This window comes from Bizionia argentinensis JUB59, assembly GCF_000224335.1.
GTDB lineage: Bacteria > Bacteroidota > Bacteroidia > Flavobacteriales > Flavobacteriaceae > Algorimicrobium > Algorimicrobium argentinense.
Window position 1 is genome coordinate 1 of sequence record NZ_AFXZ01000024.1, and the last position, 21,574, is coordinate 21,574.

Here is a 21,574-nt window from a genome sequence, read left to right on the forward strand (position 1 = left end):
ATATTGAGTTATATCCACCACCTTTATAATTTTGAATTAGAGGTTCAATCGAATTGACATAATGTTTTTCGGATTCGGTCAATTTCTTTGATTTAAGTCGGTTTAATTCCGCTATGGCTTTTTCTTTTTCTCCAACTATGGTTTGTAAAGTCAAATAGCCAATGTATTCCATTATATTATTTTCATTTTCATAACGAATTTTTGGACTTTGTTCGAATGCAACTTTATACAAATCCATAGCTTCTTCAAACTTGTCCATTTTTTCGAGGGTCATTCCTTTCAAAGTCAGTATAGAATTTGTGTTTTTTAGTTCAGTCGGAACAGTTTCTAAAATTCCTAATGCTAATTCAGGTTTTTGACTCCACCAATATGTCTTTACTAAACTTTCGTATGTTGAAATATCGGTTGGGTCAACTTTAAGGGCTTTTTTAAAGAATACAATTGCACTGTCAGTTTTGTTTTGCATTTGATATTCAAGACCTTTTTCGTGGTATTCAATCAGCAATGGATTCGGTTCATTTTTCTCATTTTTACAAGAAATAAGAATGACCAAAATCGATATGTAGATTGCTTTTTTCAAATTAATGCCAACTCGTTATATGTGCACTAATATAACTGATTTAAGCTATTATAACTGGGATATCGATAGTTTTAGTTATATTTCATTCATTCTTCAAAAAAAAATATTTATTATTACCGGAGCGAGATCTTAAAAAATAGTACCGTGGTTCTGCGTATCAATGTAAGGACTGACCAATAAAGTTGCGCTGTTTGGGCAAAACAATTAAAGAGAAAAGTTTTCTGTAACGTATTACAAAGTAGAATATGAACGTAATATAGAACGTGTAAATAGTCCGCAAGGCAGCTATATGACAGGCAAACGGCAAAGTACGGTAGAACCCGTTTTTGGAATCTTGACCCAGTTCATGGGATTAAGAAAAATAAATACCATAGGAATAGAACAGGCAAATAAGGTTATGCATTTAGCAGCCATGGCATACACTTTTAAAACCTGTCTGCCAGCAGGAAGGAGTACTAGAAGTTTACACAGAAACTGGCAAAAACCAAGGCAAAAGCGCTTGGTCTTATATTTTCTAAAATAAATAGTCTTCAAAACTTAATAATCTTCAATTTGTGGCAACCAAAATTTAACTAAATGACAGTTACATAAAATTAAAAAAGCCCTAAAAAGGGCTTAAATGGGTTCGTTTATTTTGGTTTTAGGGCGTTGTGCAACGGTTACCGTTGTTGGCAATAGTTTTTATTTTATTAATGCACCTACCAAAACACCAATTAAACCACTAATAGAACTAACAAGTGGTACAATCCACCATCTACTATCTTTTTTATTTTCAAAAGCTCTTCCTTGTAAATCAATAGCAGTAGTTATTAAAGACTGAATTTCTGTACTATTTAAAGGTGACCTTGAAATTCGCTCTTTAGCTTCAGTAGTTGATAAATTATTTATTTCCTCTAAAGTTATTTCTTTATTCAGGTCTACGTGATACCTTCTCTGTTTACTTCTTCTCCAAGCTAAAGAAACTTTTCCTTCATCATTATTAAACCTGAAAAATTCAGGATGCTCTTCAAAAATTTTTTTCCAATGAGCAGAATTAGATTTATCTCCAGAGATTCTCATGGACCAACTTTCAAAATCTAATTTATAAAACCTATATATTGCCATTACTTGAATAGCGGCTAAAACATCGGCTAAACGATTTTCATATTTAATATATGGTGATTGATATTTTGTGTCAAACATTATATTCTAATTTAATTCAATTTTTTTTTGTAAAATAATTAGATAAAAACTGATTCATTAGGGTTTTAATCTAAACTTAATAATCTTCAATTTAAGACACCAACATTTATGTAAATAAGCGCCCACAAAAAAAAACAGAATGCCCTAAAAAGGGCTCAAATGGGGTCTTTTATTTTGGTTTATGGCGTTGTGCAACGGTTACCATTGTTAGCTACCGTTTTTATATTATCATTTCTTTTTCAATGATCCTTTCTATTTTTGGTCCGTTCTGAGGGTAGCTGTCATAACCTCCAAGAAAACCAAATTTAGCATTATAGGTTGTAATAGTTTTTTCGACTTTATTTTCGAAACTCAATATGTCAATGTATATTTTTTCTCTTAAATTTAAACCTTGTCTACCATTCGTAAAGAACAACATAAGATTTGTTCTATTTTCAAATTCACTTTCATAGTAGAAAAAAACATCAATCTTTTCGTCCTTTAAAATTGATTCTAAATCTTTAATGAAATCTTCCTTATATTCTAAATCTATATTGCAGTCTAATCTTAATTTTGAGTTTTCTGCATTGTGTTTTTTTAATTCTGAACCAACTACTTGTAAAAAAGTCTGTTTAGGGTATGTAATTTTATTTTTCGGATTTTCATTACAAAGTTTAATCAAAGTAGGGTTTCTCAAAGTTTTGTCTTTTGCTGGGTAAGCCCTATGATTCCTTAAAAGTTTCTCAACTTCCTTTATTAATAAAAAATCATAATCAAAAAGTTGATAACCGCCTGTTCCTATTTTCAATTTATGTTGCTCTTGATATACAAAAAGATAGCCATCAGAATTTTTATCGATTAGATTTTTTAAATCTTCAATGATTTTTTCTGGGTGTTTAGCTTCAAAAATAGTAACCAATTCTGCTGGGTTATCTGCGTGACCACCATAACCTTTTTTAAATTCAAAAAAGTCAAATTTGTATAAGTTTATAGGAAAATCAAAATACCAGTAAGTTCCTAATATCATATTTCGTTTTTTTAATGGTAGCTAACATTTAGTATATTGCATTTAGGGCAGTAGAAAGCGATAAACTTTCAAGTTTACTCTGAACCAAATTTTTATATTTTGTTTTTAACTTATTCATCTTAAAAGCCAAATTAAAAATTTGGCGGTGTTCGTAAATAGCTCTGAACTTTCGCAATCCACTGAACGCCCTATTTGCTATATACAGTGTTAGCCACATTGTTAACAGTCATGGTCTTGATGACACTTTATTTCTGTATTAAGCAACTCTTCTATTTGGTTAATTAATGCTTTTGTTTCAGGTCTACTATGTTCATTATTAATTCTAAAATCTCCAATTGAAACTGTACAATAGCCACCACCTTTTGCAGGTAAAGCATTAATCCATGAGGTTTTTATAGGTTTTTCCAGTTTTATTGTTTCCCAATAGTTGGATAGGTAATATTCATCAGAATTAGATTTCCATACTGAAATATGAAATTCGGAAATGTTTTCTTGAACCTGTTCAGGTGTTTTAAAAACCTCTCTTTTGTGAAATCCATTCAATGCTCGGGAAATATAGTTTGGAGATTGGTCAGGGTAATTTGGGGTTTCCATTGACCATGTAATCCATTGCTTTTCCTCCATTTTGTATAAATTAATAGACTTCTTATCTACTCTCGTGGCCAAATCGTACTCTATTTCTATCAATCGTTTTGCATACAAAGAGTCTAAAATTTCAATATCCTCTAAATGAATGTATAAGCAACCAATGTTTTCTTCATTATTCTCTTTTCGAATATCACCATAAATACTGACACCAATTTGACAGTTGTCATATTCCCATTTACAATTTTTAATAACACTCCCACTTCCGTAGTTATCGCCAATGTGGTCAGTAGATTTAGGTCCAAGGTGGTTTTCTAGCGACTCAATAACACTTTCCAGTGTATTTTCTTTCGCTGAAATACTTATAGAAATATTATTTATTAGACGGTCAGTATTAGGAGAACTAAATTCACATGAGTTGGTTCGTATAGACCAAATATCGGATAACGGGACTTTTAATGTTGAGTTCTTGGAGTAAGGATTTTCATTCTCTATGATAGAGTCATTGGGAGATAATTGAGGCTTTATATCAGATAGTAAATGCCCCCATTTGAACTTTATCTCACTTATTTGGAATTGCTCTAATCTCATATTATTGTTATGCCTAACGGTTTTGTGTATGATTTCGTTGCGTGATTAAGCATTAAAGTTAGCAAATAAATCACAGATAGAAAGTCCGCGAGGACTTTCGTAAGTAGGCTATAACTAGCAATGAATTATACACGGTGTTGTAGGTAGTTATTTTTTATCAAAAGGTTCCAATGTTAGGAATATTCCATCTTCTGAACAATAATTTAAAACGCCATTTTCATTAACTTCAAAAAATTCTCCGTGATTATTCGGCTCATAATCATCATATCTTATATTATCTTTTAATTCGGTTGATTTTAGTTTCTTTGAGGATTTACTTCCATCAAAAAAATTAGTTTCTAAAATTAATTCGCCATCCAAATTTAGAAGCACCATACTTGAACTAGTATATGGTGTTTCATCAATCCATATACCAATTGTTGCTCTTTTATCATTATTCAGTCCATTAATTAGGAACTTCTCCTGCTCAATAGTGAGACCATTAATAGAAGTTTTTAATTTTTTCTCTTCAAAATTAGCTGTAGCCCAATAACCACTTACATCAGTAAAACCTTTAAGTCTAAAAGAAATAAAAAGTCTTTTTGGAATTCTGAACATATCATTTCTTAAAAGATGAGCAATCCAGTTCAATTGTTTTTCATTAATTTTAGATTCCAATTCAATTTCGACCATTGCTTTTATTTCTCTAATATAAACTTTGCTAATAAATTTATATTTAATCGGATTCTGTCCAGTTTTTTCTGATGGTATTTCTTTAATATAGGTATGTCTCTCTTTTGTTAAATCATTAACCTTGATAGCATCAAACTCATATGAATTATGTTTTTGAATTATTTGAAAGAACTGAATGTTTCTGCCTTTCAATCTGTCCATCATTAAATCTTTTTCAGATTCGTCCATATTTAGACCAAAATAGATTGATTTAAGACAATTAGGGTCGTATGGATGTTCTCCATAAAATCCAGTAACAATTCTATGTTCTTGTTCGTAATTCCATCTTTTCGATTTGTAACCAGCTAATTTTTGTACGACTTGATGTCCTTTAGTATTATTTATATCTCGAATTCCATATTCTGGTGGTTTTTTATTATAAATAACAGGAAAGGAAAATGTCTCAAATGCCTTATAACTATTTGCTAATAATTCTAAATCATATTCTATACAAAACCCTTTATGACTGTCTGCATAATGTGCCCAAAGTAACTCGTCTTTATAAGTCTTCGATAAAGAATATATTCCAATTCCTTTTTTCTTTACTTCAAATAAATTGTGAGCAGCTTTTTCAACTTCTAAAAACTGTTCAGATTTTTCTTTTCCGAATATTTTTGCAAAAGTTCTAGATTGAGATTTAAAAGGGTCTGTATTGATTAATGTTTCGCAAGGGTCGTTTAAGTCATCAAATTTAGGTGACCAGTAGAAATTTTTTTCAAGAGACTTTAAATCTCTTTCAAAATTTGCTCCTCTATATTTATAGACTATCATTTTCTTTAATTACCTACAACTCGTTATATGTGCACTAATATAACTGATTTAAGCTATTATAACTGGGATATCGATAGTTTTAGTTAAATTTATTCATTCTTCAAAAAATAATATTTATTATTATCGGAGCGAGATCTTAAAAAATAGTACCGTGGTTCTGCGTATCAATGTAAGGACTGTCCAATAAGGTCACGCTGTTTGTGTAAAACTGCTAAAGAGAAAAAGTTTTCTGTAACGTATTACAAAGCAGAATATGAACGTAATATAGAACATGTAAATAGTCCGCAAGGCAGCTATATGAAGGGCAAACGGCAGAGCATGGTAGAACCCGTTTTAGGAACACTCACCCAGTTTATGGGTTTAAGAAAATAAATACTATAGGAATAGAACAGGCAAATAAGGTCATGCATTTAGCAGCCATGGCGTACAATCTTAAAAAGTACTTGAAGTTTACACAGAAACTAGCAAAAACCAAGGAAAAAGCACTTGTTCTTATATTTTTTAAAATAAGAGGACTTCAAAACGTAATAATATTCAATTTAAGACAGCCAACATTTATGTAAATAAGCGCCCACAAAAAAACATAAAGCCCTAAAAAGGGCTTAAATGGCGTCGTTTATTTAGGTTTTATGGCGTTGTGCAACGTTTACTGGTGTTGTGCAACATTTTTTTTTCATTCTGCTATTCGAATATCCTCAAACATTTTTTTCAACTCCTTAAATTCAGCTTGAGTTTTCAGTTCGGTTAGATCACGTTTTTTTCCGTTTAATAATTTTATTGAAAATCTATTTCTCCCGAATATCGATTTTTCATTTAATTCTTTTATTTCTCCAATTGGTATTTTTTCTAATGTCGTTCTTTTAAATACAAAAAGATATAAAATAATAAGAGAGGCAAAACCTAATACAAACCAAATAATTTCCTGAAATCCTATTCCAGTTTTGTTAATATTTAAAATTCTCAATACTGCATTTAGAAGATTTAAAACCATTAAGAATTTCATTACGAAGTAATGAGTTTTTACTCCGTCTTTGATTTCAATTGATTTATCTATTTCATTATACTTAATTTTCATTTCGTCATTTTTTTCAAATGTTGCACAACGTTTATGTATATTAGCTGTGGCGTGTTTAAGCATCTAATTTAGTAAATAAAAACCGAATAGAAAATCCGCGAGGATTTTCGTAGGCAGGCTCGAACTAGCCATTAATTATACACGTTGTTGCCATTAGTTTTTTATCCGAATAGTTTCGAGTAACGTTCCCATTTTCTTTTGTCCATATTCGTTCTCAACGTTCATATCAATTCGGATAATATTTTCTTTTTCGGTTAATTTCGTTTTGAATTTAAATCCGCCGTTACTTTGATTTAAAGTGTCTGGATTTATTTTTTTTCCGTCTACAAGGCTATCGAATTTAACGAAATAGCTCTTGTTTGGATTATAGCCGACAACCAATAATTCAACGTTAAATTCCGCATTCCGTTCGTACTTATTGTCTTTAGAATAAATTTCTCGAAAAGAAATGCTATCAAAAACATATTTAGATTCAATATCCGCAACAATTTTTTTCAGACTGTCATTTTCCTTCTTAAGGTTTTCAATTTTCGCAAAGGAATTTTCCATTTGATTAATATCTGTACAACTAGAAATTAGTAAGGTCAGAAGTACAATTATTATCAGTTTGTTCATTTTTTTCAAATTAATGGCAACGTTTATGTATAAGGAAAGTTGCGTGTTTGTGTGCGAGGATTTTCCGAAGGAGAATCAGAAGCTGGCAAACGAGCAACGACCTTTGATTAAGCACTTAACCGCACTTATTTTTATACGGCTTAAGTTAGCATTTTAATAAAAACACTAAATTAAGGTTTATAAATAAGAAAGTACAAAAGAGAGGAGTAAGGTTATTGTACACGCAAAGACATTGATCTTGTCAATCCCGAAGTTTCGGGAATAATCGCCTCTCTTTTCTACATAGATTTCGTACTCCCGATAGCTATCGGGACTATAAGGCTTAATGACCTCGATTTTAAGTTGTTGAAACTCGCGTAGATTGTCATTTAAAAAATAGTTTCTTATGTGTGAAATACAAATTATTTTGAACTGCGAAGCAAATCATGATTACATATATTAAAATATGAGCGAATGAATAAATTGACATTAGCCATTTGGTTTTTGATGTTACAGATTCCGATGGCAATTATTATCAGTTTAAAACAGAGTTTCTGGTTTTAAAAAGTTTTTGAAACTCTTAAGCGAAAAGAGTCCTTGCGTAATGGAAGCAACCGGCTATTATCACTATCAGCTGGCTTATTTTTTAATGGAATCTGGGATCAAATTGTTTGTAGAAACCAGATGAAGCTCTTGAAGATCAAGACGGATAAAAGTGATTCTAAACTTATTTGTGAGTATGCAAAACAAGTTGAATTGAAACTTTGGAAAGGCAACTCTAAACATCAAACAGAATGCCTGGAAATGATCAGACTCCTTTCTGTATATACAAAACAGAGCACAATGTTAAAAAATAAATTACATGGTGAAGGAGTTTTAGGCAATCCAAGTAAAGCGGTTATGAAATCTTTGAAACGTAGTTTGAAACACGTTTAAAAAGAAATGAAAAACTAGGAAGACAAGCTAATAGCTTTAGTAAAAGAAGCACATTAAGATGCACTAACACGCCTAAAAGCGATACCAGGTATTGGAAACAAAACAGCAGTAACGTTGGTAGTTCCAACGGATGGATTTGATCGTTTTACAAGCGGAAGTGAATTGTGTAGTTATGCTAGCTTAACGTCAATAATTAGACAAAGTGGAAGCAGTTTAAAAGGCCGACCTCGGATTAGTAAAATGGATAATCAAAAACTTCGTAATTTATTAGTTATGTGCAGTTTTAATGTCTGTAAACCTGCTTGCCGGCTGGCAGATATAAAAGGGCTTGTGGGGATATTTATGAGCGACTTGTGGACAAAGGAATGAGCGCAAAACTAGCGTTAATAGCCGAGTGTAATAAACTGTTAAAACAGGCTTTTGCAATAGCTAAAACAGGGTTAATGTATGAGAATACTTACAGAAGTACTTTAGTAAAAAGTTAATGTATTTTTACTTGATTTTTACCACAGTACCTTGTTAGTTTTGAGTGCCTTTTATATTATAATCAAATTCTTTGTATTTGATTTCCGTAATCTTGATCAAAATTTCGATGGAGTCATTTTCCTTTTTCTATTTGTCCTTTGTTATTCGCTTTTAAAAACTCGCCTGTTTCGACGTTCAAACAAGTTAACCACATGCCTCCGTGTGCGAAAGTATCAATACAAATTGTGTGACCAAAATCTGCTATTTTTCCATTTACTCGAGCAGTATGTCCGCAAATCACAGTTTTTACCGGATCATAAATTAGAGGTTCTTCAAACTTCTTGAAAAATAAATAATGCTCATTCTGTTCCTCTAAACTCTTGTTTTCTTCAAGTCCTGCATGAACAAATATAAAATCTCCAATTTCTAAATAGGGTAAGCAAGAATCAATAAAGTTCCAATGCGTTTTATCTATCTGATTCATCCAATTTTGGTTATCACCAATTTTATAGGAGTTTAATGTAAGTGATCCTCCATACTCTTCTAGCCAATACTCAAATATTTCAGTTGAGGATTTGGCACGTCTCATCATTATCTCATGATTACCAAGAATAAATTCGAAGTCGAATGTTTTACTTTTTTCAATTAACCAATCAATAACGCCTTTGCTATCAGGTCCTTTGTCGATGTAATCTCCAAGAAAAACTACTTTATCATCTTCCTTTATCAAACCCTGCTGAAAAATAGTTTTTAATGCGTTTATACTACCATGTATATCTCCAATTGCGTAAATTGCCATAATTACTTTTGTTTTTATAACGTGTAACCCAAAGCTTATATTAAGTTTATTTAACTATTGATAAGCATTAAAATTCTAGTAATTTACTTTTGACTTATTCTTTAATTTATATTCTATGATAGGGTATAGATTATAAGTTGGATAAATTTCTGATTTAAAAGCCTTCCATGCGGTTCTTTCAATTGCCAAATTTACAGCAGATAATTTTGAACTAGGGAGTTCCAATACAACCATTTGACCAAGTCCCATAACTACAAACCAATTAACTACAGAAGTGCCTTCTGGAGGGAGATTTTCATAAAACCCTTGATTGGTTCTTATCTCTTCAATCTCATTTAAATTCATACTTTGATCATGTTTAAGAAAGACGGTTAATAACAACTTTTCATTAGCTTTTTCAGAGCTGGGTGTGGAATCAAGCACTACTTTTGACTTATTTTTTAACTTATGTTCTACGATAGGATACAAATTATAAGTTGGATACATTTCTGTTGTAAAAGCTTTCCATGCGGTTCTTTCAATAGCCAAATTTACAGCAGATAATTTTGAAGCAGGAAGTTCCAAAACAACCACTTGGCCAAGTCCCATAACCACAAACCAATTCACTACAGAAACACCTTCTGGAGGAAGATTTTCATAAAACCCTTGATCCATTCTTATCTCTTCAACCTCATTCAAAGTCATGCTTTGATCATGTTTTAGGAAGATTGTTAATAAAAACTTGTCGTCCGCTTTTTCGGAATTGGACTTTTCATCTGGCGATTGTGAATAACCCGTGAATTGTAGTATGAATAATCCGAATAATAATGCGTATTTCATATATTATACCTTTTATATTTTAGGGTCAGACTTTAGATTTTATTCTACTTAATGTTTCTTGTGATATATTTATATAAGAAGCTACTATTTTGTTTGGTAAGCGTTTAACAATATTTGGGTTTATTTTAAATAACTGATTATATCTTTCTGAAGCATTTAAAGTAGTAAAAGACATGAGTCTTTTTGAATTATTTACATATGCTTTTTCTAAATAAATACTATAAAAATCCTTCCATTTGGGAACAATTGTCATAAGATGCCTAAAGTCATCGTGCGTGATGTATAAGAGCTCACTATCTTCAATAACTTGAATTGTTTCTTGGGCAGGTTCATTCGTTATAAAACTAACAAGTGCTGTGGCAAATTGATTTTCAAACGCAATATAACGCGTAACGTCTTTTCCATTATCATCTATGAAAAATAATCTTAGACAACCTTTTTTTACAAAATAGCTAATTTGACTAATTTTTCCAGTAGCAAGTAAAATCTCATTTTTATTTTTTTTATGGTTTTAAAATAAGACAACACAGTTTTTAGATCTCCATCTTCAATAGTAATATTCTTTTTTATGAAATTAGTGAGTTCGATATTATTTGCCATCTATTTGTAGTCTCTTACAAATTTACGGTATTGAATAATATCCTGTATTGATAAGACCATTAAATTATGTGTCTTTGCAAATTCTGTGATTGTATCTGAATTTGCCATTGTTCCGTCATCATTCATTAATTCGCACAATACTGCTTCTGGTTGTAAGCCTGCTAGTTTCATTAAATCTATACTACCTTCGGTATGACCTTTTCTTCCTAGCACGCCTTTGTCATTAGCTCTCAATGGAAATATATGACCAGGTTTAGCTAAGTCATTGCTCTTAGCATTTTCATTGCAAGCAACTTGTATAGTTGTCAATCTATCTTTGGCAGAAACTCCTGTAGTCACACCTTCTTTGGCTTCTATAGTGATTGTAAAAGGGGTTTGAAAACTACTTGTGTTCTCCTTTACCATATAGGGTAGATTAAGTGAATCTGCTTTTTTATTTGTTAAACAAAGGCAAACAATACCACTACATTTTCTAATCATAAGTGCCATGTGATTATCGGTCATGTTGTGCGCCGAAAATATCAAGTCTCCTTCATTTTCTCTATTCTTGTCGTCAGTTAAAATAACGCCATTTCCATTTCGAATATGTATTAATGCTTTTTCTAATCGCTCTATACTTTCAGTAGTAGTGGTTTGTATTGTATCTAATTCTGCTAGTTCCATTTTAAATAATTTATTTTTTAGATTAGCAAAACTAATATTGTTTCAAGCCAAACTATTTGACCTAAGTCAATAAATTAATCTATTTATTCAGTGAATTATCAACCCGAATTAAAAAGCCCTGAAACAAGTATGTAAGTATTGGTTTTATTATTTACTCAATGCTTTTAATATTCGTTCTTCGTTTATAACTATATCGCGAAATAATACATGAGGAAATTCCTTAAATTTTGAGGTTTTAAAAGCCTCTGAAATATTGGATAGCGTAGCCGCTGTAATAAGTGATAAATTCATCTCTGTGTCCATTTCACAGTCCGTAATAAAATCGTCACTAAATTCAGGTGCAACGAGTAATACTTTAACAATTCTCAAGTCATTTTTTAACCCTAAATTCTGGTAAGACTTCAATTGCCTTGAAACAGAACTAAATTTATTATATCCTTTTTCTTTGCTTGTTTTACATTCTACAATTATTACTTCATTATTACCCAGATTTAAAAGAATATCAATCATATCCTTTTTAGTGTTTAAATTATTTCTAAATGCATCATCGACATTAAAGCCTAAACCTTTAAAAATGACTTTGGTCAATTCCTCGAATTTTATTCCGAGTTCACTTTCTTTAACCATTATGCCATTTTCTTTTAATAAATTTAAATTCCTATAAGCTACATTTTCGAAATTTTCGAAATATAAATTCTCAACGTCCTTATAATGCTCAATAATGTTTAGAATGTAATCGCCACGTTGCTTAATGCCATTATCCTTAATAAAATTGGTTAAATCTGTTTTAACAATTAAATCCAAAATATCTCTTGGCTTCATATTATAATCCAGTAAAAAATCTGCTTTCAACACAAATTCATCCTGGAATTGAAATTGATCCTTTATCTGTTTGTTTAGTTTTGGAAGCGATAGATTTAATTCAGCAAGCATTTTGTCATATCCGTCTAAAGAAATACCTACCTTTTCATCACGCTCAACATTTTCAAAATGTTCAATAAGACTACTAATTTTATCATCTAACGTGCTACCTTTTAAATTTGAAATGTTTAATCCTTTTTCACAAAGTTCATTTAAAGTTTTTTTCTTTTCGGTTAATGTACTGTCGTTTTTATAAATATCATCTAAAAGTAAGCTGGTAAAAGAAACACCTTCTTTTATAATTTCTTCAATCTTCTGGGCGTATGATAATTTTCTATCAATATTATGTTCCCTTGCTATTTGATTAATTATTGGTTCTCTTAAAAGTTTAAGCGTTCTTCTGTAGAATTTTTCAGCAATTTCTTTTTTTCGAATCTTGCGAAGCATTCTCACCATTTCATCTGCGACGTAAATTGTATTCTCTTTATTAGAATAAAATATGACACCAATATTTTTTAAACCTTTTATTACTTCTTGGATATCAATCGTTACGATTGGTAAAATCGAGTAATTAATAAGCTTGACTTCTTCTTGTGATAATCCTAACTGCTTTGAAAGGGTTAATATTATTGATAATTCGTCCGAAGTGACTTTTGCATCTCTATTATTTTCAATATCATTTTTGTATGCGGTATTTAAACACGATTTGTAGATTTTGTAATCACGTTTTCGAACTTCACTTAATTCTGATTTATCATCTTCAAAATTAGTGTTCAATCCTTTTATTCTCGTTTTTAAAGTTTTGATTTCACTATCATATAGTCTTGAAAACCAATCTTGCTTCATTATACAGTTTCCATCGCGAATTATAATATCGATTAAAATGTCTAATTGTGACGTGATTTCTTGAAATTCACACTTGATATATTCTTGAAACTCATCCGCGGTTAATGCAAAAATCTTCGAAATGTTTTGGTTATCAACGGATTTCAAACCTTTATCAGACGCACTTAAAATCTCATCAATTTCTTTTCCGTTTTTTGGATTCTTGGTTATGATATTATCTATGATTTTAATAAATGAGTTCTTTTCTATTGAACCGAGTTTGTCTAAAATATTTTCTAATTTCATATATTTGATTGTTAGTACTATTGAATATTATGTTTGGTTTGGATAACAATTCTTAGTTCTTGCTCATTGGTCCATTTAGTATGAGATGAAAGATGATCAAAAGTAAATATAACATTATTTTTCAATAGAACTTTACGGAAACTAATAATAGGCTGTAGGTCAGGTGTGAGCCTTTTATTTTCTCGCTCAGCAGCCAATTATGGCAATAAGATAATTTCAAATTTAATTAAGTTTCACGGCCTACTTAACCCAAACTAAAAAAAAAAGCCCTTAAAAAGGACTTATATTTGTTGATGGTTAAGCTGTTTTTTTTCTTATTGCTAACGTTTGGTGTAAGAATAGTTGTGAGAACCAAACAGTTATTTTAAACGGTGTTACCCAATATTATTATCATTGGGCTAGTTCTTTTGCTTTATTCCATAGATTTCCACCTTTATTCTTGAGCTCCTCTCCAGTTTCCTTTAAACCGTCTGTACTAGCGTGTTTTTCTAAATTTGATATAAAGTCCTTTAAGTTTTCAATGGTTTTAAACATTTCTTCGGTATGCGGTACATTTTGTTCTTTCATTAGGTTTTCCCAATCTACTTCCGACAAAATTGAAAACATATATTTTGTAGCTATTTTACTTAAAAAGTACTTATCATAAAAGCCGTTAAGTACTTCTCCAGGCTTTCTGTTCTTTAAGTAGACTATGGATTCGTCTATTTTTTCTTTATCGTCAGAAGAAAGTAATTTACTTGTTTTTAGTTTTGTTAAAGCCGTAATAGCTTTTTCGTTTTCCTCATTTTTTAAATACAAGTAGGTTTCAATAGACCATACAATCTCGTTATCTAAACCAACTTCTTTGGCGTCTTTTAAAAACATTTCAAAATCTTCTAAAGCCCGTTTTTCATCAATTTTCCTTTCCATCATTAACCTGTCAAAACCTCTGAATAAGTGATTTAAAGAATGAAAGCCTATATGTGTTTGTTTGTTATTCAGATTTCCCCACTGAAACATAGCTCTTGTAAAAGGTAAATCCACTTCTTTATTAGTGTTTAACCAATCTATATTTCTTGAAATCTCATCTTCTGATAGATAATACAGTCCTTTTTCAAAAAACAAGAAGCCTCTAAAATATTGTAACAATGTTTTTATTTCAGAATCAGGAAGCAATTCTGGGTCTGTTTTAGAACATTCATAAAGCGATACTTCTTTTCCTAAATCTTTGCTTAAAATTACAATAGCACTTAAAACAGAATGTTCAATATTTTGAGCATACACTTTATCGTCCCCTTTTAAGTAATCTCTTTGTTTGCTAATAGAGTCTCCATAAGTTACATTAAAAGCATCCATTAAAGTTGGAAAAATATCTTCATCGGTTTCCATTATAAAATCTTCCATATTTTTGTAATCACGATAGATAGAAATATAATCTAACACTGATAAACTTTCTGGATTTTCTACATCATATTTTACGACATTATTAAAAATTCTATCAAGGTCAGATTTAAAAGCTTGAAATTCTGGTGATATAGTATTTTTTTCTGCTGAAGCCCTAATTAGTATTTTACCAAATTTATAGGAGGCCACTTTATAAGAATCTAGATTTTCTATTAGTTCTTTTTTATCGTTTTCTAGTAATTGTTGGTCTGTTTTATCATCTTCGGAACAACTAAAAGTTAAGATTAAAAAAGATACTAAAATTATGTTCTTCATTTTCGCTAGCTTTTTGGCTAATGTTGGATAACGTTTATGTTTAAGAATAGTTGCTGGCTTGTATGCGAGAGTTTTCTGCATAAAAATTAGAAGTAGCAAACGCGTAACGAACTCTTTTAGCACTAAATCGCAATTATTTTATACGATGTTAGCAGGTGCTATTAAGTTTTATTTTTTTAAAAACTTAAAAGTACTTCCATTTTTAAGTTTCAAGAAGTAAAGACCATTAGTCAAATTTTGAATGTTTATGTTTTCTTGTTTAGAGATAATTCCATTTCCTATTTCAGTTCCAATAGTGTTATATATAACGTAATTTTCACTTTTATTTAACCCTGAAATAATGATATATTCATTTGAAGGATTTGGATATAAATTTAATTGAGTAACGGTTTCTATATGAGTTGTAATTCCGAGAATATTAATCTTTAAATGAAGTGTACTTTCTTCTTGGATATTATAATCTGCTAAAGTTTTGTCGTTTTCAAGTTCCTCACCAGCAAATAATAATTTTTGTTCTTCAATAGGAATACCTTCTTTATCTTCAATTTTGGCTTTAATATTATCAATGGTATCATTGGCTTCAGCTTCGATTGCTATGGTTTTTCCAGTTAAAGTCTTGATAAATATCTGCATTGCTGATACATTGAATGACAGAAAAGTGAATAAAATTAAAAGGTAAATTTGTTTCATTTGTTAATTTATAATTGTTAATATTTATATATACGGAAAGTTGGGTTTTTGTCTGCGAGGATTTTTCCGAAGGAAAATCGGAAGAGAGCAAACACACTTTCTTTTGATTGGGCATCAAAAATAAACATTTTAAATAAACCATGTTGGCAACCGTCATATTTTTTTTAAAAATAAAATCTAGGAATATTCATTTTGACAATCAACAGTTTATAATTGGTTTTTACAACTTATAGAAACTAATAATAGGATTAAAAAATCTGGTTTTATATGGTCTGGTTGCATTTTATAAGATGAGTTTAGTGCTTATTCGTTTGCGTTTAAAAATATGCAAAATCCTTTTCTTACTTTATTCCAATTTGCTTACTTGTTGCTCGCGCAAATAGTTTTTTATGAATTTTTGCAACAAGTTTTTTTTTGAATAACTAATTATAGCTTTTTAAATGATATGGTTTATGGAAATTATGGTAGCTAATAAGCGGATGAATAGAGCTGTATTTTAAACTTTGGTTATTTTAAATTATTGATTATCGTAACACTCTGGATTTTCATCGCATTATAGCCAAAGTGTCTGTATATGATTAGTTTAATGTTTAAGTACATGATTTATAAATTAAAAATCAATTAGAAAACCCGTTATGATCTTCGTGGGCAGGAGGTAGGCAAGCATTTGATTGTAAACGGTTTTGGAGCTTGGCCTATTCTAAATCGTTCTTTTTCCAATGCATTCCTTATGTTCCGAAAATTTTTGCTCTATTCGTATTTGTTATTGTCAGTATTAGAAATTGACCGATACTCGTTTTTGGATTAAAAAATATTTACTTATTTAAAACTCTCAAAGCAGTGGTTTTCTTAAAAAAGAATAAAGCATCATAACGCATAGGAACTATTGTAGGCACAAATTGCTTTTTGTCACCTCTAGGATTGTAAACTACTCCCACAGCTCTATTACCAGTTACTTTTAAGTTCATTTTCTTTCGGTCTTTTTCATCAAAAATAATATAGAATTTTTCTTCAGCTATATTATTCAATTTATATTCTATACTATTAGAAACAGCAGGAGGGATAGTCATTTCCTTCATGGGGGAGCCCCAACTTGAACCTGCTATCACTTTACCTTGATAGGTGGTAAAGCCAATCAAGAACACCTTGTCGCTGCCCAGTTGTTTACGGGTAAGCTGTCCAATATTCTTCTCACCAGTGTTTCGCATACTGGAATAATATGCATCACCAATATGTGTATTGTGTGCCCAAACAATTCCTTTGGAATTCTCTCCATAAAACTCTAATAAATCGTTGACAGTGTTATGCATATGATGCACTCTAGAGTTCCATGAAATATGCCCTTCTGAAGCGACACTTTCTCTGTAAAATTCCTCGGCATTTTGCACGACGATCGTATTCTGTAATAAGTAAAAGTAAACATCATCGGAAAGCGTTGCTAGCGCTCTTCGATGATTCCGTATATATTCCACCACATTTGTTGTAGCTGTTGCACACTCCTTTTTCCCAGTGCGCACTGCATGCGCATACTTCCAACTCTCTCCTATATGTGGTTCGAAACATTTATATTGATCTTTCACATATTTATAAGCCGTGTGATCTGTAGATTTAAGTAAATCTAAAACTACTTTTTTGGAATTCCATTCATCGTAAACATCCATACCATAAAAACCTACTTTTTTATCTTGTGGTAATTGGTCATTATAATTACGAAGCCATTCGGCAAGTGCAACAACCTCTTCATTTGCCCACATCCAGGTTGGCCATCGATCTAGTTTCAGTAAAACTTCTTTGGCGGTGGTTGTGGCACCATCTAAATTCTTTACATAGCGATTAAGATGATATAGGCTCGCAAAATCACCTTCTACGGCAATAAAGTTAAAATCTTGTTCTGCTATTAGTCGTCTGCTTATCTTATCTCGCCATACATAGTATTCGTGTGTCCCATGACTGGCCTCGCCTAATAATACCAACTCCTTATCTGCAGCAGCTATTATAAGCTTATCCAAACTAGTATCCCCTTTTAGAGGAATAGTTTTTTGTTCAAAATTTTGAGCGAAAGAAAACAAACTAAATAAATACAAGAAAAAACCTATTAAATGTTTCATGAATAAATGTATCTCATCAAGATAACTATTATTAATGTGATTGTTATTACAATTGCGTTTAAGTTTGAGCATTCTACGGTAGCATTATTTTCCTTGTTCAGTCCTTTTAGGTTTTGATTCGGGAAACTCCAGGTATTTCGATATTTCAAAGAATCTATTAATTAGCCAATGATTCGGATTATTTAGATTTCTTCAAAAAATAATACTTTTAAAATTGTTCTCGTGAGATATTTACCGTTTTACTAAGTTTTAGCGACCAAGTTCTTTAATCCAATGTCATAAAGGCGTTCATTTCCTGTAATTTCTTGAATTGCTAGAAAGCTATTTATTTTTCTGTCATTTTAATTTTAGTTCAGTTTTTGCTTGTTGCAAACACATTTTTATGTAGGCAATAGTTTCTATATAATTATTATATAGACTAGTTACTTACTGATAGATAATTGTAAAAAAGATTATTATTAGGTTATCTATAAATGCAAAAAATTCAGCGAAGTATTTAAAAATCAATGGATAATAATATGTTTAGGGCGTAAATCTGGGATTGTTATGGTTTTATTTCTTAATTATTCTGGGCTTAAATGGAATTGTTTTTTATGATTTTATATTGTTTTGAAACGGTTACTAATGCTGGCTGTAGTTTTTTTTTTTTATAAAAATCTAATTTTTTCAGTCGAATATAAAACATTTTCATTAATCAAAAAACTTATCAAAGGATCCCCATTCGGGAAAATATTGACCAATACCATTAGTAGTATTGTATACTAATTTCAACTCACCAGTTATATATTCTTATAATGTATTGTTTGATATATTTAGTTTAAAAGATTCCTTTATCATCTGTTAATACTAATATATTTCCATTTTTGTCGACAGTAGTATTATTGAAACAACCTACTTAATCAACTATTGTTTAGATGATTAAATTAAAATCATTTCCAATTTTTCAACTTTACTTATTATAAGCATCAATATCATAAATGATTTCACTTACAGGAAGATACGTGAGTTCTTCCATAATCAAAAAAATTAACATCATATCGTTCAATTCTTTCACAATCTATTAGAGAGCACTTATTGAAGTTTTGTTTTAGAAATATCAGGTTCAACTATTATTTACTCAATATAAAACACCGGGTTCTGCTCTCTCAAATTATATTTCGATGACATCACCTCACCATAAGCGCCAGTACTGTGGATTTTAATGTAGTCGCCTCGTTTTGTTTCTTTCAATTCTATTTTCTTACCAAAACAATCAGATGATTCACAAATTGGACCTACAACATCATAAAATTCTTTGTTCTCAGATTTTGATGTAACGTTTTCAATAAAATGATAAGCTTGATAGATTGCTGGTCTGAGCAATTCTGTCATTCCTGCATCAAGAATTGCAAAGTTTGTTTTGATTCCTTTTTTAATGTATAAAACCCTAGAATTCAAGCTTCCACAATTCCCAACCAACGAGCGCCCTAATTCAAAATGAATCTCTTGATGAGAAAAAGGCTGTAGGAATTGGTTAAACACGCCAAAAAACAATTCGAAATCTGGAATAGGGTTCTTTTCGGGTTCATGATAATCGATTCCTAATCCACCTCCTAAATTAAGGTGTTGTATATGAATATTTCTTTCTCTAAACCATGTATTGAATTCATTTACACGGATACAAAGATTCTTAAATGGCGTCATAGAGGTAATTTGCGATCCAATATGGAAATGCAATCCTGTAAGTTCTATATTCGCCCAAGAAGGCAAACGGTCAATTAAATTATTTAATTCCCAGCTGTTTATCCCAAATTTATTTTCCTCTAGTCCAGTGGTAATGTATTTGTGCGTATTGGCATCAACATTCGGGTTCAGTCTCAAAGCAATTCTTGCCATTTTGTTTTGCCCTTTTGCCAATTGATTAATAACATCAATTTCTTCAATTGACTCACAATTAAACGCGAAAATATCATTGGCTAATCCAATCAATATTTCTTCATCTGATTTTCCAACACCAGCAAACGCAATTTTAGAGGAAGGAAATCCAATTTCTAAAGCTTTTTTAACTTCATTTCCACTCACACAATCTGCACCAAATTCTTTTTCATGAATAATTTTCAATATTCGGTCGTTGGAATTCGCTTTTAATGCATAATGAATATGATAATCGTATTTTTTAGCCGCTGATTTTGCTTCCTCCAATGTTTCTTTGAGTAGTTTCAGATCATAAGAGTAAAAAGGCGTTCTGTGCTGAATAAAGTCTTTTTTCTTCATTTTATTGGTGACTAAAAAGTCCGTCATTAAGGGCTATCATTGCTTCTTTCTTATAATGTGTTTCTATAACCACAGACACGTTATGCTGACTACCGCCATAAGAAACCATACGAATAGGAACATTCTTTAAACATTCAAAAATTTTATTACCTGAGCCTCTATTTTCATGAGAAAAATTACCAACCACACAAATTATTGAAAGGTCTTTGTGGATTGAAACTTCACCTAGATAACGCAACTCTTCATGAATAGCATTGAGATTTGTATGATCATCAATAGTCAATGAAACAGCTACTTCCGAAGTTGTTATCACATCGATGGGCGTTTTATATCTTTCGAATATGTCAAAGATTTTTCTTAAAAAACCATAAGCCAAAAGCATTCTAGCAGATTTGATTTTAATGGCTGTTATCCCATCTTTTCCCGCAACGGCTGTAAACTCTCTGATACCAACTTCTTTTTCGATGATAGTACCAACCTTTTCAGGATTTAAAGTGTTCTTTAAATAAATAGGAATTCCACTTAATTGGGCTGGGTAAACACTTGTGGGATGTAATATTTTTGCTCCAAAATAAGCCAATTCGGCCGCTTCATCATAAGATAAGCGTTCAATGGAATAAGTTTTATCAACTACACGTGGATCATTGTTGTGCATTCCATCAATATCTGTCCATATTTCAATTTCACTTGCTTTAATGGCTTCACCTATTAATGCAGCAGTGTAATCACTACCACCACGTTTTAAGTTATCAATTTCACCGAAAAAATTCCTGCAAATATATCCTTGGGTAATGTATAATTGACTCTCACAAGTTGACAATTCGCGGGTTAAATTATATTGAATGTAAAAACTATCTGGTTCTAAATCTTTATCTATTCTCATAAAGTCTAGTGCAGATAGAAGAGCTGAATGAATATTTATTTCTTCTAAATAAAGCTGAAACATGGCTGTGGAAAGTAATTCTCCTTGCGCCAATATTGTTTTCTCTTCGTGAATTGTAAACAAATCTTCCGTAAAAGAATCAATGTGATTGAAATGACTTGTAACTAAATTATGTGCTTTAGTTAACTGTTTTTCTGTGCTAAATAATTGACCAATATATTCTTGGTAATGCTTTTTTAATTCAATTATTGCTTCTTTTGCAGTGTTTCGGTCATTCTTATATAGACTTTGAACGATTTCTGCTAAACTATTTGTTGTTCCGCTAACCGCTGAAAGGACCACAATAGCATTCTCATTTGCAACCAACTTTGCAACCTTTTTCATACGTGAAGCTGTACCTAGTGAGGTGCCTCCGAATTTAATTACTTTCATACTCAATTAAATATTGGGCGAAATTACCTATTCTAAAATAAATAAGAGGTTTTGTTAGCGTACTTTTTATTAAATTATTGAACTAGTGATATCAATCAATATAGTTATGCCACGAAATTATTGAATGAAGTTGGAAAAGTA

General features: G+C 30.9%; 18 protein-coding genes and 2 pseudogenes. 3 read left to right on the forward strand and 17 right to left on the reverse strand.

What is annotated here, in order from left to right:
- The coding region (locus tag BZARG_RS07460) for a tetratricopeptide repeat protein (protein ID WP_131255894.1) at positions 1–580 on the reverse strand (580 nt) is incomplete at its 3' end.
- A 289-nt stretch (positions 581–869) separates the two neighbouring features.
- Here BZARG_RS07460 and BZARG_RS15610 point away from each other — a divergent pair.
- Positions 870–1,103, forward strand: a complete 234-nt coding sequence (locus tag BZARG_RS15610) for a transposase (RefSeq protein ID WP_008636987.1) — start codon at positions 870–872, stop codon at positions 1,101–1,103.
- A 158-nt stretch (positions 1,104–1,261) separates the two neighbouring features.
- Here BZARG_RS15610 and BZARG_RS07470 read toward each other — a convergent pair whose 3' ends face one another.
- The 4 genes from BZARG_RS07470 to BZARG_RS15230 form a co-directional block, all read right to left on the reverse strand.
- Entirely contained in the window at positions 1,262–1,762 is a 501-nt protein-coding gene (locus BZARG_RS07470) for a hypothetical protein (RefSeq protein ID WP_008636993.1), read from the reverse strand.
- Between the two features lie 220 nt (positions 1,763–1,982).
- Entirely contained in the window at positions 1,983–2,768 is a 786-nt protein-coding gene (locus tag BZARG_RS07475; RefSeq protein WP_008636975.1) for a hypothetical protein, read from the reverse strand.
- Positions 2,769–2,987: 219 nt separating this feature from the next.
- Positions 2,988–3,944, reverse strand: a complete 957-nt coding sequence (locus BZARG_RS07480; RefSeq protein ID WP_008636992.1) for a hypothetical protein — start codon at positions 3,942–3,944, stop codon at positions 2,988–2,990.
- A gap of 147 nt (positions 3,945–4,091) precedes the next feature.
- On the reverse strand, positions 4,092–5,426 hold the full coding sequence (locus BZARG_RS15230; protein WP_008636968.1) for a DUF2971 domain-containing protein: 1,335 nt from the start codon (positions 5,424–5,426) through the stop codon (positions 4,092–4,094).
- Between the two features lie 198 nt (positions 5,427–5,624).
- On the opposite strand from BZARG_RS15230, the gene BZARG_RS15860 reads away from it, so the two are divergent.
- Complete coding sequence (locus BZARG_RS15860) at positions 5,625–5,798, forward strand: hypothetical protein (RefSeq protein WP_008636988.1); 174 nt, start codon at positions 5,625–5,627, stop codon at positions 5,796–5,798.
- Between the two features lie 301 nt (positions 5,799–6,099).
- Here the strand turns inward: BZARG_RS15860 and BZARG_RS07490 are convergent, their stop codons facing one another.
- Positions 6,100–6,501 carry a hypothetical protein gene (locus tag BZARG_RS07490; protein WP_083823839.1) on the reverse strand — a complete coding sequence of 134 codons (402 nt, stop codon included), beginning with the start codon at positions 6,499–6,501 and terminating at the stop codon, positions 6,100–6,102.
- A 153-nt stretch (positions 6,502–6,654) separates the two neighbouring features.
- Complete coding sequence (locus BZARG_RS07495) at positions 6,655–7,116, reverse strand: hypothetical protein (RefSeq protein ID WP_123766895.1); 462 nt, start codon at positions 7,114–7,116, stop codon at positions 6,655–6,657.
- A 461-nt stretch (positions 7,117–7,577) separates the two neighbouring features.
- Here BZARG_RS07495 and BZARG_RS07500 point away from each other — a divergent pair.
- Positions 7,578–8,516 (forward strand): annotated as a pseudogene (locus tag BZARG_RS07500) (IS110 family transposase).
- A gap of 113 nt (positions 8,517–8,629) precedes the next feature.
- Here BZARG_RS07500 and BZARG_RS07505 read toward each other — a convergent pair.
- The 10 genes and pseudogenes from BZARG_RS07505 to BZARG_RS07560 form a co-directional block, all read right to left on the reverse strand.
- Positions 8,630–9,295 carry a metallophosphoesterase family protein gene (locus tag BZARG_RS07505; protein WP_008636991.1) on the reverse strand — a complete coding sequence of 222 codons (666 nt, stop codon included), beginning with the start codon at positions 9,293–9,295 and terminating at the stop codon, positions 8,630–8,632.
- Positions 9,296–9,370: 75 nt separating this feature from the next.
- Complete coding sequence (locus BZARG_RS15930) at positions 9,371–10,114, reverse strand: hypothetical protein (RefSeq protein WP_008636958.1); 744 nt, start codon at positions 10,112–10,114, stop codon at positions 9,371–9,373.
- A 25-nt stretch (positions 10,115–10,139) separates the two neighbouring features.
- Positions 10,140–10,714, reverse strand: a pseudogene (locus BZARG_RS07520) (Crp/Fnr family transcriptional regulator).
- A complete protein-coding gene (ribB, locus tag BZARG_RS07525; protein WP_008636959.1) occupies positions 10,715–11,377 on the reverse strand; it encodes a 3,4-dihydroxy-2-butanone-4-phosphate synthase in 663 nt (220 codons plus the stop codon).
- 147 nt (positions 11,378–11,524) lie between these two features.
- Entirely contained in the window at positions 11,525–13,369 is a 1,845-nt protein-coding gene (locus BZARG_RS07530; RefSeq protein ID WP_008637006.1) for a hypothetical protein, read from the reverse strand.
- 390 nt (positions 13,370–13,759) lie between these two features.
- On the reverse strand, positions 13,760–15,067 hold the full coding sequence (locus BZARG_RS07540) for a hypothetical protein (protein WP_040288193.1): 1,308 nt from the start codon (positions 15,065–15,067) through the stop codon (positions 13,760–13,762).
- A gap of 168 nt (positions 15,068–15,235) precedes the next feature.
- Positions 15,236–15,757 carry a ubiquitin-like protein gene (locus BZARG_RS07545; protein WP_202796748.1) on the reverse strand — a complete coding sequence of 174 codons (522 nt, stop codon included), beginning with the start codon at positions 15,755–15,757 and terminating at the stop codon, positions 15,236–15,238.
- A gap of 815 nt (positions 15,758–16,572) precedes the next feature.
- On the reverse strand, positions 16,573–17,865 hold the full coding sequence (locus tag BZARG_RS07550; RefSeq protein ID WP_008637013.1) for an erythromycin esterase family protein: 1,293 nt from the start codon (positions 17,863–17,865) through the stop codon (positions 16,573–16,575).
- 1,113 nt (positions 17,866–18,978) lie between these two features.
- Entirely contained in the window at positions 18,979–20,145 is a 1,167-nt protein-coding gene (gene lysA / locus BZARG_RS07555) for a diaminopimelate decarboxylase (RefSeq protein ID WP_008636961.1), read from the reverse strand.
- A complete protein-coding gene (locus BZARG_RS07560; protein ID WP_008636957.1) occupies positions 20,120–21,433 on the reverse strand; it encodes an aspartate kinase in 1,314 nt (437 codons plus the stop codon). Before BZARG_RS07560 ends, lysA begins: the two co-directional genes overlap by 26 nt.
- Positions 21,434–21,574: the final 141 nt, after the last annotated feature.

What these genes read in the sequence shown, in the direction of transcription:
- BZARG_RS15610 (WP_008636987.1), top strand. Translation starts at nt 870, where the DNA reads ATGACAGGCAAACGGCAAAGTACGGTAGAACCCGTTTTTGGAATCTTG.
- BZARG_RS07470 (WP_008636993.1), bottom strand. Translation starts at nt 1,762, where the DNA reads ATGTTTGACACAAAATATCAATCACCATATATTAAATATGAAAATCGT.
- BZARG_RS07475 (WP_008636975.1), bottom strand. Translation starts at nt 2,768, where the DNA reads ATGATATTAGGAACTTACTGGTATTTTGATTTTCCTATAAACTTATAC.
- BZARG_RS07480 (WP_008636992.1), bottom strand. Translation starts at nt 3,944, where the DNA reads ATGAGATTAGAGCAATTCCAAATAAGTGAGATAAAGTTCAAATGGGGG.
- BZARG_RS15230 (WP_008636968.1), bottom strand. Translation starts at nt 5,426, where the DNA reads ATGATAGTCTATAAATATAGAGGAGCAAATTTTGAAAGAGATTTAAAG.
- BZARG_RS07490 (WP_083823839.1), bottom strand. Translation starts at nt 6,501, where the DNA reads ATGAAAATTAAGTATAATGAAATAGATAAATCAATTGAAATCAAAGAC.
- BZARG_RS07495 (WP_123766895.1), bottom strand. Translation starts at nt 7,116, where the DNA reads ATGAACAAACTGATAATAATTGTACTTCTGACCTTACTAATTTCTAGT.
- BZARG_RS07505 (WP_008636991.1), bottom strand. Translation starts at nt 9,295, where the DNA reads ATGGCAATTTACGCAATTGGAGATATACATGGTAGTATAAACGCATTA.
- BZARG_RS15930 (WP_008636958.1), bottom strand. Translation starts at nt 10,114, where the DNA reads ATGAAATACGCATTATTATTCGGATTATTCATACTACAATTCACGGGT.
- ribB (WP_008636959.1), bottom strand. Translation starts at nt 11,377, where the DNA reads ATGGAACTAGCAGAATTAGATACAATACAAACCACTACTACTGAAAGT.
- BZARG_RS07530 (WP_008637006.1), bottom strand. Translation starts at nt 13,369, where the DNA reads ATGAAATTAGAAAATATTTTAGACAAACTCGGTTCAATAGAAAAGAAC.
- BZARG_RS07540 (WP_040288193.1), bottom strand. Translation starts at nt 15,067, where the DNA reads ATGAAGAACATAATTTTAGTATCTTTTTTAATCTTAACTTTTAGTTGT.
- BZARG_RS07545 (WP_202796748.1), bottom strand. Translation starts at nt 15,757, where the DNA reads ATGAAACAAATTTACCTTTTAATTTTATTCACTTTTCTGTCATTCAAT.
- BZARG_RS07550 (WP_008637013.1), bottom strand. Translation starts at nt 17,865, where the DNA reads ATGAAACATTTAATAGGTTTTTTCTTGTATTTATTTAGTTTGTTTTCT.
- lysA (WP_008636961.1), bottom strand. Translation starts at nt 20,145, where the DNA reads ATGACGGACTTTTTAGTCACCAATAAAATGAAGAAAAAAGACTTTATT.
- BZARG_RS07560 (WP_008636957.1), bottom strand. Translation starts at nt 21,433, where the DNA reads ATGAAAGTAATTAAATTCGGAGGCACCTCACTAGGTACAGCTTCACGT.